The organism is Pseudomonas peli, assembly GCF_050563605.1.
Lineage (GTDB): Bacteria > Pseudomonadota > Gammaproteobacteria > Pseudomonadales > Pseudomonadaceae > Aquipseudomonas > Aquipseudomonas peli_A.
The window spans coordinates 231,686-245,782 of record NZ_JBNXUH010000002.1 but is presented as its reverse complement, the minus strand read 5'-3'; the positions used below and the strand labels follow the sequence as shown (position 1 = coordinate 245,782).

Genomic DNA, 14,097 nt, shown 5'->3' with positions numbered 1-14,097 from the left:
ATTAGGGGTGACTGGCCAGATTTTCGCTAGTTCTGCGCGACGGGCGTAGTCGGGGCATCAGGCCGGGGGAGAGCGGTGAGCCACTGCGGGTAAATAGTCGATAATCGCACGCTTTGTACCGGCCCTATGCTTGCTTGAACAGCCGTGTTCAGCATGAACTTAAATCTAGTTTTTCCTTTATTAACAAGTAGATATGAGAGTATTCCGCGCGCTTTTTTAGGGCTGTCGATAAGCCCAAGCTAGCCGGCTAGATAACGTACGGGTTATTGACCGTATTAACCAGTTAGTACATTTTAGTCAGCACTTGCCTTGGCTACCATTGCCAATGGCCACAATAAAAATAGAGGAACACCCTATGCCGTACAGCATGCAGGCGTTCAATGCCGCCTCCCTCATTCTGCTCTGCACCTGTCCTGTGGCCCGCAATGGCCTCTCGTCGCCGCAGATCGCCCTTTATTCACTGCTTCAGGCTTAGAGCGCGAGCGAAATCCGTGCGGCTCGATCATGACCAGCATTCGTGCGGGTTCTGTCGTGTAGCGTGGGTCGCTGTACTCAACGAGTCTGAGAGGTTCCCATAATGACAAGAATCGTCGATCTGTATTTCAAACTGCTGAAGCTGCTGATTGTGCTGTGCATGGTTGCCATGATCGTGCTGGTGTTTGGCAACGTCGTCCTGCGTTACGCCTTCAACTCCGGTATCAGCGTGTCCGAGGAGCTGTCGCGCTGGTTCTTCGTCTGGATGATCTTTCTCGGAGCCCTGGTGGCGCTCAAAGATCGCGCCCATCTCGGCCTAGATAGCCTGGTCAAGCGCTTGCCGCCCCTGGGAAAACGCATCTGCCTGGTGATTGGCCATGTGCTGATGCTGTTTATCTGTTGGCTGATCTTCAAAGGCAGCTGGCAGCAGGCGGTGATCAACCTGGATGTGGTTGCTCCGGCCTCAGGCCTATCAATGGCAATTTTCTATGCAGCAGGCTTGGTATTTGGGGCCAGCGCTGCCGCCATCATCCTTTACGAACTCTACTTGGCCTTGTTCGGCAAGCTCAGGGATGACGAGCTGGTAATGGTCAAGGACAACGATGCGGCTGAGGAAATTCAGCATATCCAGCAACAGCAGAACAACGCCGGGAGCTCTCGCCCATGACACTGGTTATCTTCCTCGGCTCGTTGCTCGGCAGTATGGCGCTGGGCATCCCGATCGCCTTTGCCTTACTGCTGGTCAGTGTTGCGTTGATGTTCCACCTGGATCTGTTCGATGCGCAGATCGTCGCGCAGAACCTGCTCAATGGCGCTGATAGCTTTCCGTTGATGGCGGTGCCGTTCTTTATGCTGGCCGGTGAAATCATGAATGCCGGTGGTCTGTCCAAGCGCATCGTCAACATTGCCATGGCGCTGGTTGGGCACAAGCGCGGTGGTCTTGGTTATGTGGCGATCATTGCTTCCTGCCTGCTGGCTTCGCTCTCCGGCTCGGCTGTGGCCGATGCGGCGGCGCTGGCGGCGCTGCTGGTGCCGATGATGGTACTGGCCGGGCACAATCGGGCGCGCTCGGCGGGCCTGATCGCTGCGGGCGGCATCATTGCGCCCATCATTCCGCCGAGCATCGGCTTTATTGTCTTCGGTGTGGCGTCTGGGGTGTCGATCTCCAAGCTGTTTCTCGCCGGTATCGTGCCGGGTCTTATGCTCGGTGCAGCGTTGGCTATTGCCTGGTGGTTTATCTCACGCAGCGAGAACGTCGAGACACCCCCAAAACGCTCGCGTACCGAAGTGCTGCGCGCGCTGATCGAGGGCAGCTGGGCTCTGGGCTTGCCGTTGATCATCATCTTCGGCCTCAAGTTCGGCATCTTCACCCCCACGGAAGCGGCGGTGGTGGCAGCGGTCTACTCGCTGTTCGTGTCCCTGGTGATTTACCGGGAGCTGAAAGTCAGCCAGCTCTACGAGGTGATTCTCTCTTCGGCCAAGACCACCTCTGTGGTGATGCTGCTGGTGGCGGCCGCCATGGTGTCCTCCTGGTTGGTGACCATTGCCGATCTGCCTGGCCAGTTGGCGGCGATTCTTGAACCCTTTATGAGCAGTCCGACCTTGCTGCTGCTGGTGATCATGCTGCTGATCATTCTGGTCGGTACGGTGATGGATATGACCCCGACCATCCTCATCCTCACTCCGGTGCTGATGCCGGCGATTACCCAGGCGGGTATCGATCCGGTGTATTTCGGCGTGCTGTTCTTGATCAACACCGCCATCGGCTTGATCACCCCGCCAGTGGGTACGGTGCTCAATGTGGTGAGCGGGGTCTCGAAACTGAAGATCGAGGAAATCGTCGGCGGCGTCTGGCCGTTCCTGCTCGCGCAATTGACTGTGTTGTTCCTGCTGGTGCTGTTCCCGCAACTGGTCCTCGGACCACTGAAATTCTTCACCGGCTAATACCGGTGCAAGCTGTAGTAACTCGACCTCTAACAACAATGATCGGAGAGTGACATGCAAAAGTTGATGAAAACCCTGCTTGCTGGCGCGTGTGCCACAGGGCTGCTGCTGGGCAGTGTGGTCAGCCACGCTGAAGAAGTTCGCGAGCGCACCCTACGGTTCGCCTTCCAGAACGTCAAAGAACACCCACAAGGGCAGGGCGCACAGAAGTTCGCTGACCTGCTTAGCGAGAAGAGTGGCGGCAAACTCAAGGTGCGCCTATTCCCAGGCGGCACACTGGGCGGCGACGTACAGACGGTTTCTGCTTTGCAGGGCGGCACTCTGGATATCACCGTGCTCAACTCGGGCATCCTGGCTGCTCAGGCTGCGGATTACGCCATGCTCGACTTCCCCTTCTTGTTCAACAGTGTTGAGGAAGCGCATGCGGTGATTGACGGCCCCGTCGGCGAAAAGCTGGCTGCGCAGCTGGATAGCAAGGGCCTGATCGGTCTGGGCTATTGGGATCTGGGTTTTCGTCACCTGAGCAACAGCAAGCGTGCGGTGACCAAATTGGAAGACATGCAGGGCCTGAAGGTCCGCGTTATCCAGTCGCCGATCTATCTGGAAACCTTCTCCGCGCTGCGTGCCAATCCTGTGCCGATGGCATTCCCCGAGGTGTATACCGGCCTTGAGCAAAACACCATCGATGGCCAGGAAAACCCCTTCACCGTGATCGAAGGCAACAAGTTCTTCGAGGTGCAGAAGTACCTGTCGGTAACCGGGCATATCTTCAACCCACAGTCGCTGATCATCAGCCAGAAAACCTGGACTCGTTTGAACGATGACGAGAAGGCGCTGATCCGTGAAGCGGCTAGCGAGGCGCAGAAATTCCAGCGTGAAGTAACGGCTGCCAGCATGGATAAGTCGCGCGCTGCGCTCGAAGGCGAAATGGCGGTCAATGATATTTCCCCTGAGGAGAAGGATCGTTTCCGCGAGCGTGTGCAACCGGTGATCGAGAAGTTCTCCAAGGATCTGAACGCTGATCTGGTGAAGATGATGTATGACGAAATCGCCAAAGTGCGCGCAGCTCAGTGAGCTGAGCAGGCTGTGTCCAAGGGCACGGTCAGCGTTCGGGTAAGGCCGGGTTCAACCTGCCGTTAGGCGTTGCTCGGTATTCAAAGCGGCTCGCTCAGCGAGCGGTCGCATAAATCTTCCGTAGTGCCTGTGCGAGTCCTTCCAGGATCTGTAGGGCATCGTTCGTCCAAAAAATGGGTATACCAATAATGACAAAGCACAACACCCTAGCCTTCGGCGTTCTCGGTACTGCTTCGCTCGGTCTGCTGATGGCACTGCCATCCAGCGCCATGGCTGCCGGCTTCACCGATGACGCCAAAGTTACCCTCGGCCTGCGCAACTTCTATATCAACCGCAACTTCGTCGACCCGGCCTTCTCGCAGAGCAAAGCCGAAGAGTGGACGCAGAGCATGATCCTCGACGCTCGCTCGGGCTTCACCCAGGGCACCGTGGGTTTCGGCCTGGACGCACTGGCCATGGGCGCGATCAAACTCGATGGCGGCCGCGGCACCCGCAACACCGGGCTGCTGCCGGTGCACGATGGCAACCACCCTGCCGACAATTACGGCCGCCTGGCCCTGGCCGGCAAGGCCAAGCTATCGAAGACCGAGCTGAAGGTTGGCGAATGGATGGCAGTGTTGCCGATCCTGCGTTCAGACGACGGCCGCTCGCTGCCGCAAACCTTTGAAGGCGCGCAGATCACCTCTAATGAAATCGCCGGCCTGACCCTCTATGGCGGCCAGTTCCGGCAGAACAGCGAGCGCAACAACGCCAGCATGGAAGACATGAGTTACGGCGGCGGGTTGTCGGATCGCTTCAACTTCGCCGGCGGCGAGTACAAGTTCAACCAGGACCGCACCATGGTCGGCCTGTGGAATGCTGAGCTGAAAGACGTCTACAACCAACAGTACCTGCAGCTGATGCACAGCCAGCCGGTCGGCGACTGGACTTTCGGCGCCAACCTTGGCTACTTCCAGGGTACTGAAGACGGTAGCGAGCGCGCCGGCGAGCTGGATAACAAGACCTACTCAGGGCTGTTCTCGGCCAAGATCGGTGGCAACACTTTCTACGTCGGCCTGCAGAAAGTCAGTGGCGACACCGGTTGGATGCGTGTCAACGGCACCAGCGGCGGCACCCTGGCCAACGACAGCTTCAACGCCAGCTACGACAACGCTAAGGAGCGTTCCTGGCAAGTGCGTCACGACTACAACTTCACTGCAGTCGGCATCCCTGGGCTGACCTTGATGAACCGCTATATCAGCGGCGACAACGTGGAAACTGCCACCACCAACGATGGCAAGGAGTGGGGCCGCGAGTCCGAGCTGGCCTACACCGTGCAGAGCGGCACGTTCAAGAACCTCAACGTGAAATGGCGTAACTCAAGCATCCGTCGTGACTTCAGCAGCAACGAGTTCGACGAAAACCGTCTGATCTTCAACTACCCGCTGTCCCTGCTGTAATCCACCGCAACATCGGCATCGATTACTCCTTGTGTGTGTACCTTTCAGCCCGTCCTTGCGACGGGCTTTTTTATTCTTGTGATGGCGACCGCGCTTTGGCACGGCGTCAGATTTGTCGGGTGAAAAGGGCTGTGCGCGATAATCGAACATAAAACTAACTAGTTAGAACATTTTGCTTGCTCCACATAAAGCGACCCGCCAATACTCCAAATTACCCTCAGTCGAATCCTCATAAGCGCCGCTTAAGGTGCCGATTCACTTACCGGAGTCGCAGCATGCAGCGTTCAATTGCCACCGTCTCATTAAGCGGTACCCTGCCGGAAAAACTCGAAGCCATTGCCGCCGCCGGTTTTGATGGTGTGGAAATCTTCGAAAACGACTTGCTCTACTACGCCAGCAGTCCGCGCGATATAAGGCAGATGTGCGCCGATCTGGGCATTGCCATTACCTTGTTTCAACCGTTCCGGGACTTTGAAGGCTGCCGTCGTGACCGCCTGGAAAAGAACCTTGATCGCGCTGAGCGCAAATTCGATCTGATGCAGGAACTGGGCACCGACCTGGTGCTGGTGTGCAGCAACGTGGCCGCAGATTCCCTGGGTGATGAGGAAATCCTCGTCGACGACCTGCGCTTGCTGGGTGAGCGTGCGGGCGCGCGTAACCTGCGTATTGGCTATGAGGCCTTGGCCTGGGGCCTCCATGTGAACACCTGGCAGCAGGTGTGGAATATCGTGCGCCAGGCCGACCATCCAGCCCTGGGCGTATTGCTGGACAGCTTTCACACCCTGTCGCTCAAAGGGGATCCGCGGGCGATTGCCGAGATTCCTGGCGACAAAATCTTCTTTGTGCAGATGGCCGATGCGCCGATTTTGGCCATGGACGTGTTGGAGTGGAGTCGCCATTTCCGCTGCTTCCCAGGGCAGGGCGAGTTCGACCTGGCGGGTTTTCTCGCACCGATTCTGAAAAGTGGCTACAGCGGTCCCCTGTCGCTGGAAATCTTCAATGATGGTTTCCGCGCCGCACCACCACGGGCCAATGCGGCCGATGGCTTGCGTTCGCTGCTTTACCTGGAAGAGAAGACGCGCCAGCGCCTGGAGAAAGAGGCGGCTTTGCCGGCCGATCCGCAGCTGTTGTTCGCGCCACCGCCGGCCTGTCGCTACGACGGTGTCGAGTTCCTCGAGTTCGCTGTGGATGAGGCGCAGGGCGCCAAGCTGGCCGGCTGGCTGGAGCGCCTGGGCTTTGCGCGTAGCGGCCAGCATCGCTCCAAGGCCGTCAGCCTGCTAAGTCAGGGCGATATCAAGATCGTGCTGAATGCTGAACCCTATTCCTTTGCCCACAGCTTCTTCGAGGCCCACGGCCCGTCGCTGTGTGCCACCGCCTTGCGGGTCAAGAACAGTGCTTCGGCCCTGGAGCGCGCTCGCGCCTTCAAGGGCCAGCCTTACCGTGGCCTGGTTGGTCCCAACGAACGAGAGATTCCGGCTGTGCGGGCACCCGATGGCAGCCTGATCTACCTGGTGGAGTCTGCCGAGCCTGGTAGCACCATCTACGACAGCGATTTTCAACTCGATAGCCAGGCCGGCGCTGGTGGTGGTCTGCAGCGCATCGACCATATGGCCATGGCTTTGCCGGCCGATAGCCTGGATAGCTGGGTGCTGTTCTACAAGAGCCTGCTGGATTTCGAGGCGGATGATGAAGTGGTGCTGCCGGACCCTTATGGGCTGGTAAAGAGCCGTGCTATCCGCAGCCGCTGCAGCAGTGTGCGCCTGCCGCTGAATGTGTCGGAGAACCGCAACACGGCGATTTCCCATGCGCTATCCAGCTACCGCGGCTCGGGTGTGCACCATATTGCCTTTTCCTGCGCGGACATCTTCGCCGAGGTCAGCCGGGCCAAGGATGCCGGCGTGCCGCTGCTGGATATCCCGCTGAACTACTACGACGATCTCGCCGCGCGTTTCGACTTCGACGACGAATTCCTCAGTGAACTGGCCTATTACAACGTGCTGTACGACCGCGATGCTCAGGGCGGCGAGCTGTTTCACGTGTACACCGAGGCGTTCGATGAGCGCTTCTTCTTCGAGATTATCCAGCGCAAGAACGGCTATGTCGGCTATGGCGCGGCCAACGTTGCCGTGCGTCTAGCTGCCATGGCCAAGAGCCGCAGCGGCGTTGCGCGGCCAGTACGTTTCTGACGGCATGGCGGTGAAAAGCCGGATGGCCGTGCAAACGGTTGTCCGGCGTTGGCGTGGATGATGGCACCGACATCTTCCTTCGGCCTGGCGTCACGCCCATAATCGGCACCATCAGTACTTGGCCGTGAGCCCATAATAATGACCACTGAATTGCTCGAGCCCGTGCTCGAGCCCGTGCTCGAGACCCCGCGTAAAAGCCGCAAGAATAATCCGGAAAAGACCCGCGAAGACATCCTCCGCGCCGCTATTTCCGAGTTTGTCAGTCACGGCCTGTCCGGTGCCCGCGTCGATGCCATCGCCGAACGCACGAAAACGTCCAAGCGGATGATCTATTACTACTTCGGCAGCAAAGAGCAGTTGTATGTCGAGGTGCTGGAGAAGCTCTACGGTGATATCCGGCGTACCGAAGGACTCCTGCAGCTGGCCGAGCTGGAACCGCGCGAGGCGCTGCAACGGCTGGTCGAATTCACCTTCGATCACCATGATCGCAACGTCGATTTCGTACGCATTGTCTGCATCGAGAACATCCACAACGGCGAGAACGTCAAGCAGTCCAGCGCGATCCGCTCGATGAGCCATAACGTGTTGCACCTGCTCGATGAAACCCTGCGCCGTGGCGAGGCCAGTGGTGTGTTTCGTCAGGGGCTACAGGCGCTAGATGTGCACCTGCTGATCAGTTCGTTCTGTTTCTATCGGGTGTCCAATCGGCACACCTTTAGCCATATCTTCCAGATCAACCTGACCGATGACGCTGCGCTCAAGGCGCGTCACAAACAGGTGATCTGCGAGTCAGTGCTGCGCTACCTGCAAGCCTGATCTTCACGCACTTGCAGCAATGGGCCATGACGCTACGCCATGGCCGCAGCGATTAACCATTCATGCTGTGGAAATGTGCCTGCATGCGTTCGGCATCGGCTGTTACGCCGCTGAATAGCTCGAACGCCTTGACCGCTTGAAACACCGCCATGGTGCCGCCATCGAGGGTGCGGCAGCCAAGGGCGCGGGCTTCTTTGAGCAGTTCGGTTTCCAGGGGGAAGTAGACTATTTCGGCCACCCACAGGCCGGTGTGCAGGTATTGCGCAGGCAGCGGCATGCCGGGCAGCTTGGCCATGCCCACTGGGGTGGTGTTGACCAGGCCATCAGCAGCGGCAACTTGATTGGCCAGGTCACTACCGACCACGGCACGGCCATCGCCGAAGTGAGTGTTGAGGTTGTCGACCAAGGCCTGGGCACGACTCGGATCGACTTCGAAAATACTCAGCTGATCGACCCCTTCGCTAAGCAGTGCGTGCGCCACTGCAGCCCCGGCACCACCCGCGCCCATTTGCACCACGCGCCGCAGTGCCACGCCCGGCAGGCCACGCCGCAGACCTTCGGCAAAACCCAGGCAGTCGGTATTGTGACCGACGCGCTTGCCGTCCTTGAGTACCACGGTGTTGACGGCGCCGATACCGCGTGCTTCGTCCGACAGCTCATCGAGCAGTGGGATGATCGCCTGCTTGCAGGGGTAGGTGATATTGAGGCCGGTGAAACTCATCTGCTCGGCACCCTTGAGCAGCTCAGGCAGAGCATGGATATCCAGCTTGAGAGCATCCAAGTCGATCAGGCGATACAGGTAGCGGATGCCCAAGGCATCGCCTTCGTGTTCGTGCAGGGCAGGGGTACGCGAAGCCTGAATACCGGCGCCAATCAAGCCGGCAAGTACGGATGGTTGGGAGTTTTTGGTCATGGCGTCAGGCTTTCAGTAGATGGGCGAAATGGTCGATGGCCAGGCGGTAACCGTTACTGCCGAAACCGCACAACACGGCGAGCGCTATGCCGGAAACAAATGAGTGGTGGCGAAACGCTTCGCGCTTATGCACGTTGGACAGGTGCACTTCGATAACCGGCAGCTCGCTGGCCACCAGCGCATCACGGATTGCCACCGAGGTGTGGGTCCAGGCCCCTGGGTTGATCACGATGCCGGCATAACGACCGCGCGCCAGGTGAATCCAGTCGATCAGTTCGCCCTCGTGATTGGTTTGTCGGAACTCCAATTGCAGCTCATGCTGGCTGGCCGTGCGTTGGCACATCTGGCCAATGTCGGCGAGCGTTTCATGACCGTAGGTCGCGGGCTCTCGGGTGCCGAGCATGTTTAGATTCGGGCCGTTGAGCACGAGAAGGCTGTGATTCATTGCGATGACCTGCGCTTGTTATTGTGCGTTCGCCGAGGCAGCTGGCGTCTTGCAGATAAAAATGTACTAAACGGTTAGTTTGGTCAATTGTCCTAGCTGCGTAATCCCGGCCTGGTGCAAGCAACTGAAGGTCCGGGAAGAGGGCAGCGCACGGCGATTGTTCTGCCAGGCCTTGCAGTGCCTGCCTTGGCGAGCAGTCGATGAGGTACGCAGCGCGTTTAAAGGTTGTTCGATAAACGCCCGGTTTGTGGCTTCATGGCTTAGGCGAGAGTTACGTCAGCCTGTTGTGGTGCCAGAGCGCTCACTGGCATCCGGTTGAGTTGACCACCATCCATAACCACTTCTTTGTCTTGGCGGGCTACTTGGCGTTAGGCTTGGGGTCTTTCCCCGCGCTGAGTTCGCCGTGAATATCGACAACCGAATCAAGTTCCGCCACCTTTTGTGCTTTCTCGAAGTGGCGCGTCAAGGCAGTCTGGCGCGCGCCGCCGAGGTCTTGGCGATCAGCCAGCCAGCAGTGTCGAAGACCTTGAAGGAATTGGAGGAGGTTCTCGCCACCAGCCTGTTCGACCGTAGCAAGCAGGGCGTTACGCCGACTGCAGGCGGGCTGGCCTTTATGCGTTACGCAGGGCCTAGCGTGCAGGCCTTGCGCGAGGGGGTGCGCAGCTTGCGCAGCGGTGAGCATGAGGCCGGGGTGGTGCGCCTTGGAGTGTTGTCAACGGTGGAAAGCTCGCTGCTGCCTGAAGTGGTACGGCGCTTACATGAGCAGCATGCGGCCCTGGTGGTCAGTGTGGTCACCGGGCCCAGCGCGCATCTGCTCGACCAATTACGCGTCGGTGCGCTGGATCTGGTGGTCGGGCGCATGACCGACAGCCCACAAATCGAGGGGCTGACCTTCGAGCACCTGTACAGCGAATCGATGATCCTGGTGGTGCGTCCCGGTCATGCTTTGCTGCAGGCCGATCTGCAGGACCGCAGCCAGCTGGGCGATTATCCCGTGGTGTTGCCGTTGGCTGGCACCACCATTCGCCGCTATGCCGACAGCCTCTATGTGCAGTGCGGCATCGTCATGCCGCAGCAACGCCTGGAAACCCTCTCGGTAGCCTTGAGTCGGCGCTATGTGCAGTCCAGTGATGCCGTGTGGATTGCCCCGCAGGATGCCGTGCGCCAGGACCTGGCGCGCGGCGAGCTGCTGGAATTGGATATTGGCCTTCGCGAACCCGGTGGCTCGGTGGGCATTTGCAGTAATCCCACAGCGGCACTTTCGCTGGCGGCACAGTGGTGCTGCGAGGCTTTGCGGGAAGCTGCGGCGGATTATCGTGAGGGGCTTAATCCATAACTGAATGGTTATGGATGTCGACGTTCTTTTCAATTTCCAGTCGCATGACTCTGGTTGAGACTGGGTGCCAAGCCTGTACCCATTCCCACAAGAGGAGATCGACATGCCCGATGCGCACAACAGCCGCTTCGTCATTCGCGACCGTAACTGGCACCCCAAGGCTTTTACCCCTGACTACAAGACCTCCATTGCCCGCTCGCCGCGCCAGGCGCTAGTCAGCATCCCGCAGTCGATCTCGGAAACCAGCGGCCCGGACTTCTCTCATCTGCAGATGGGGGCGCACGACAACGACCTGCTACTCAACTTCCACAACGGCGGCCTGCCGGTGGGTGAGCGCATCATCGTCGCCGGGTGTGTCATGGATCAGTACGGCAAGCCAATCCCGCACACCCTGGTGGAAATGTGGCAAGCCAATGCTGGTGGCCGCTACCGTCACAAGAACGACCGCTATCTGGCGCCGCTTGACCCCAACTTTGGTGGCGTCGGCCGCACCCTGACTGACAGTCAGGGTTATTACAGCTTCCGCACCATCAAGCCCGGCCCGTACCCCTGGCGCAATGGCCCGAATGACTGGCGCCCGGCGCATATCCACTTCTCCATCAGTGGCCCGTCGATTTCTACCCGCCTGATTACCCAGCTGTATTTCGAAGGTGACCCGCTGATTCCGATGTGCCCGATCGTCAAGTCGATCGCCAACCCGGACGCAGTCCAGAGTCTGATCGCCAGGCTTGATATGAGCACGGCCAACCCTATGGATTGCCTGGCCTATCGCTTCGATATCGTGCTGCGCGGTCAGCGCCAAACTCACTTCGAAAACCGCTGAGGAGGAACCGTATATGCCTATCCAACTGCTGCCGGAAACCCCTTCGCAAACCGCCGGCCCCTACGTGCACATCGGCCTGGCCCTGGAGGCCGCCGGTAACCCGAGCCGTCCCCAGGAAATCTGGAACCAGATGGCCAAACCGGATGCGCCAGGCGAGCACATCACCTTGATCGGCAATGTCTACGATGGCAACGGCCACCTAGTGCGCGACTCCTTTCTGGAGTTCTGGCAGGCCGACCACCAAGGTCAGTACGACGCCGACTTCAATCTGGAAAAGCCCTTCAACAGCTTCGGCCGCACTGCCACCACATTCGATGCCGGTGGCTGGACGCTGCACACCATCAAGCCGGGCGTGGTCAATAACGCCGCCGGCGTGCCAATGGCGCCGCATATCAACGTTTCGTTGTTTGCCCGTGGCATCAATATCCACCTGCATACCCGTTTGTACTTCGCCGACCAGGCCGAGGCCAATGCCAAGGATCCGGTGCTTAACCTGATCGAACAGCCACAACGTCGCGAGACCTTGCTGGCCTATCCCTGTGAGGTGGACGGCAAACCGGCCTATCGCTTCGATATGCGTATCCAGGGTGACGGCGAGACGGTGTTTTTTGACTTCTAGCAGGAGTCGGCCGGACGTTCGCGTCCGACAGCACTTTGATGCCGCGCTGGCGGCCCAGGGTTACCGGGCCGACGGCGCACAACAGGCAGCCATTGACCATCTCGGTCAGTGGCTTTCTGCGTTTCTGCATCCCCGTGCGAGCTGGTTGCGTCGGCGTGCTGCCGGGGTGTACCTGCATGGCGGAGTGGGGCGCGGTAAAAGCTTTGTGATGGATGCGTTCTTCGCTGCTGCACCTCTGGCCAAGAAGCGCCGGGTGCACTTTCATGCCTTCCTTCAGGAGTTGCAGCAGCGCATGGGCAGCTACGTCGGGCAGGCCGATCCGCTGGCGATGGTAGCCAGCGAAATTGCCGAGCAGTCGCAGTTGCTGTGTTTCGATGAATTCCACGTGCATGACATCGGTGATGCCATGCTCCTTGGCCGCGTGCTCAAGCTGTTGGTGGCGGCAGGTGTGGGACTGGTCTGCACCTCCAATTACCCACCGACCGGGCTATGCCCCAACCAGCTGTATCGCGAACGCTTTCAGCCGACCATTGCGCTGCTGGAGCAGCGCTTCGATGTGCTGCAGCTGGATGGCGGCTACGACTATCGGCAGAGTTCGACCCGTGCTTGGGGCAGCCTGTGTTGGCCGCTGCAGGAACAGGCGGGCTGGCTGGGCGACCAACTGGGCTTGAGCCTTGCAGCCAGGCGTGACGCGACCTTGTTGGTCAATCAGCATCCGTTGCGCTTGCGCGGCCAGGAGGGCACACGGGCCTGGCTGGATTTCTCCGAGTTGTTTCGCCGCCCACGCTCCAGTGCCGATTACCTCTGGCTGTGCGGCGAGTTCCGCGAGCTGGCGATCGGCGGAGTGCCGCGCCTGGATAGCGAAGGTATCGACGTGCAACAGCGCTTTCTCAACTTCATCGATATCGCCTACGACAGCGGCATCCAGCTGCTGCTCGGTTGCGCCATTGGCCTCGACGAGCTGTGCCGCAGTGGCTCGCACAGTGATTTCTCCCGAACCCAGAGCCGCCTGCAGCAGTTGCAGGCCTTGCCGCTAGCTGTCGGCAGGATTAACTAAAGGGCTTCTGATGTTGCAGATTCTCGGCATCACCGCGCCCATCTTTATCCTGATCAGTATCGGCTACCTCGCCGCGCGCAATGGCCTGGTCAGCTCTGAGCAGGTTACCGGCATGGGCCGCTTTGTCGTCACTCTGGCCTTACCGGCCCTGGTGATCAAGGCGCTGCTCGAGCGCCCGCTGCACGAGGTGTTCGACCGCAACTATCTACTGGCCTATGGCCTCGGCTCGCTGGCGGTGTTTGTTCTCGGCTTTCTCTTCGCGCGCTTACTGCGCCGCGACAGCACGAGCGGCAGCGCCATCACCGCTTTGGGCATGTCGATGTCCAACAGTGGATTTATCGGTTACCCGATAGTTGCTTTGGTCGTCGGTGAAAAAGCCGCCGTGGGCCTGGCTTTGGGCATGCTGGTGGAAAACCTGCTGATGCTGCCTTTGGGGCTGATCCTGGCCGAAGCTGGCGCGCAACGGGGAGCTGGGCTGAAGGCGTTGGTGCTTGGCACCTTCAAACGCCTGGCAAGCAATCCGATCATCATCGCCATCAGCCTCGGTCTGCTGCTGGCGTTGTTGGATGTGCGCCTGCCAGCGGTTCCCTTGAGGGTAGTGGAAATGCTGGCGCAGGCTTCGGCACCGGTGGCGCTGTTTGTTATCGGGGCTAGCCTGTTAGGGCTCAAGGCCGCAGGGCTGATCGGCGATGTGCTGCAGGTCAGTGTCGGCAAGCTGATCCTGCATCCGCTGGCGGTGCTGCTGATGTTCACCTGGTTTCCTGTGCAGGACCCGATATTGCGTATGGCCGCGGTGTTGTTCGCCTGTTCTCCGATGATGAGCATCTACCCCATTATCGGCCAGCGCTTCGGTCTGGCCGGGCGCTGTGCGGCGGCGTTGCTGGGCGCGACGGTGTTGTCGTTTCTGACGGTCAGCACCTTTATTGGCGTGCTCGGCGGCCCACTGGGCTGATTGATTACGGCTGCACTCT

General features: G+C 59.4%; 13 protein-coding genes. 11 read left to right on the top strand and 2 right to left on the bottom strand.

The genetic code is table 11. The features are described from left to right. Nucleotides 1-577: 577 nt before the first annotated feature. The 6 genes from ACQ4LH_RS03470 to ACQ4LH_RS03445 all read left to right on the top strand — a co-directional run bounded on the left by ACQ4LH_RS03470 (nucleotide 578) and on the right by ACQ4LH_RS03445 (nucleotide 7,933). Nucleotides 578-1,141 (top strand): TRAP transporter small permease, encoded by a 564-nt coding sequence (locus ACQ4LH_RS03470; RefSeq protein ID WP_430695942.1) that lies wholly within the window; start codon nucleotides 578-580, stop codon nucleotides 1,139-1,141. After that, nucleotides 1,138-2,418, top strand: coding sequence for a TRAP transporter large permease subunit (locus ACQ4LH_RS03465; protein ID WP_430695941.1), 1,281 nt, complete (start codon nucleotides 1,138-1,140; stop codon nucleotides 2,416-2,418). The genes ACQ4LH_RS03470 and ACQ4LH_RS03465 overlap by 4 nt, the downstream gene beginning before the upstream one ends. 54 nt (nucleotides 2,419-2,472) lie before the next feature. Next, nucleotides 2,473-3,492, top strand: coding sequence for a TRAP transporter substrate-binding protein (locus tag ACQ4LH_RS03460; protein ID WP_430695940.1), 1,020 nt, complete (start codon nucleotides 2,473-2,475; stop codon nucleotides 3,490-3,492). 188 nt (nucleotides 3,493-3,680) lie between these two features. Beyond that, the gene (locus ACQ4LH_RS03455) at nucleotides 3,681-4,931 is read left to right on the top strand and encodes an OprD family porin (protein WP_430695939.1); all 1,251 of its coding nucleotides are present in this window, start codon (nucleotides 3,681-3,683) and stop codon (nucleotides 4,929-4,931) included. Nucleotides 4,932-5,206: 275 nt separating this feature from the next. After that, nucleotides 5,207-7,117: a 3-dehydroshikimate dehydratase QuiC gene (quiC, locus tag ACQ4LH_RS03450; protein WP_430695938.1), complete on the top strand. Its 1,911-nt coding sequence runs from the start codon at nucleotides 5,207-5,209 to the stop codon at nucleotides 7,115-7,117. A 138-nt stretch (nucleotides 7,118-7,255) separates the two neighbouring features. Continuing rightward, a complete protein-coding gene (locus tag ACQ4LH_RS03445; RefSeq protein WP_430695937.1) occupies nucleotides 7,256-7,933 on the top strand; it encodes a TetR/AcrR family transcriptional regulator in 678 nt (225 codons plus the stop codon). Between the two features lie 52 nt (nucleotides 7,934-7,985). On the opposite strand, the gene ACQ4LH_RS03440 is transcribed toward ACQ4LH_RS03445, so the two are convergent. After that, nucleotides 7,986-8,846: a shikimate dehydrogenase gene (locus ACQ4LH_RS03440; RefSeq protein ID WP_430695936.1), complete on the bottom strand. Its 861-nt coding sequence runs from the start codon at nucleotides 8,844-8,846 to the stop codon at nucleotides 7,986-7,988. A gap of 4 nt (nucleotides 8,847-8,850) precedes the next feature. After that, on the bottom strand, nucleotides 8,851-9,291 hold the full coding sequence (gene aroQ / locus ACQ4LH_RS03435) for a type II 3-dehydroquinate dehydratase (protein ID WP_430695935.1): 441 nt from the start codon (nucleotides 9,289-9,291) through the stop codon (nucleotides 8,851-8,853). 403 nt (nucleotides 9,292-9,694) lie between these two features. Here aroQ and pcaQ point away from each other — a divergent pair, with 403 nt between their 5' ends. From pcaQ to ACQ4LH_RS03410, 5 genes are all read left to right on the top strand, one after another. Then, on the top strand, nucleotides 9,695-10,627 hold the full coding sequence (gene pcaQ, locus ACQ4LH_RS03430) for a pca operon transcription factor PcaQ (RefSeq protein WP_430695934.1): 933 nt from the start codon (nucleotides 9,695-9,697) through the stop codon (nucleotides 10,625-10,627). Nucleotides 10,628-10,730: 103 nt separating this feature from the next. Continuing rightward, on the top strand, nucleotides 10,731-11,450 hold the full coding sequence (pcaH, locus tag ACQ4LH_RS03425) for a protocatechuate 3,4-dioxygenase subunit beta (RefSeq protein ID WP_430695933.1): 720 nt from the start codon (nucleotides 10,731-10,733) through the stop codon (nucleotides 11,448-11,450). 13 nt (nucleotides 11,451-11,463) lie between these two features. Next, nucleotides 11,464-12,069, top strand: coding sequence for a protocatechuate 3,4-dioxygenase subunit alpha (gene pcaG, locus ACQ4LH_RS03420; protein WP_430695932.1), 606 nt, complete (start codon nucleotides 11,464-11,466; stop codon nucleotides 12,067-12,069). After that, nucleotides 12,038-13,126, top strand: coding sequence for a cell division protein ZapE (zapE, locus tag ACQ4LH_RS03415; RefSeq protein ID WP_430695931.1), 1,089 nt, complete (start codon nucleotides 12,038-12,040; stop codon nucleotides 13,124-13,126). Before pcaG ends, zapE begins: the two co-directional genes overlap by 32 nt. Nucleotides 13,127-13,136: 10 nt before the next feature. Then, nucleotides 13,137-14,078 (top strand): AEC family transporter, encoded by a 942-nt coding sequence (locus ACQ4LH_RS03410; protein ID WP_430695930.1) that lies wholly within the window; start codon nucleotides 13,137-13,139, stop codon nucleotides 14,076-14,078. Nucleotides 14,079-14,097 lie beyond the last annotated feature (19 nt).

Bases quoted from the DNA above. Each gene is read 5' to 3' on its own strand.
- ACQ4LH_RS03470 (WP_430695942.1), top strand. From the start codon at position 578: ATGACAAGAATCGTCGATCTGTATTTCAAACTGCTGAAGCTGCTGATT.
- ACQ4LH_RS03465 (WP_430695941.1), top strand. From the start codon at position 1,138: ATGACACTGGTTATCTTCCTCGGCTCGTTGCTCGGCAGTATGGCGCTG.
- ACQ4LH_RS03460 (WP_430695940.1), top strand. From the start codon at position 2,473: ATGCAAAAGTTGATGAAAACCCTGCTTGCTGGCGCGTGTGCCACAGGG.
- ACQ4LH_RS03455 (WP_430695939.1), top strand. From the start codon at position 3,681: ATGACAAAGCACAACACCCTAGCCTTCGGCGTTCTCGGTACTGCTTCG.
- quiC (WP_430695938.1), top strand. From the start codon at position 5,207: ATGCAGCGTTCAATTGCCACCGTCTCATTAAGCGGTACCCTGCCGGAA.
- ACQ4LH_RS03445 (WP_430695937.1), top strand. From the start codon at position 7,256: ATGACCACTGAATTGCTCGAGCCCGTGCTCGAGCCCGTGCTCGAGACC.
- ACQ4LH_RS03440 (WP_430695936.1), bottom strand. From the start codon at position 8,846: ATGACCAAAAACTCCCAACCATCCGTACTTGCCGGCTTGATTGGCGCC.
- aroQ (WP_430695935.1), bottom strand. From the start codon at position 9,291: ATGAATCACAGCCTTCTCGTGCTCAACGGCCCGAATCTAAACATGCTC.
- pcaH (WP_430695933.1), top strand. From the start codon at position 10,731: ATGCCCGATGCGCACAACAGCCGCTTCGTCATTCGCGACCGTAACTGG.
- pcaG (WP_430695932.1), top strand. From the start codon at position 11,464: ATGCCTATCCAACTGCTGCCGGAAACCCCTTCGCAAACCGCCGGCCCC.
- ACQ4LH_RS03410 (WP_430695930.1), top strand. From the start codon at position 13,137: ATGTTGCAGATTCTCGGCATCACCGCGCCCATCTTTATCCTGATCAGT.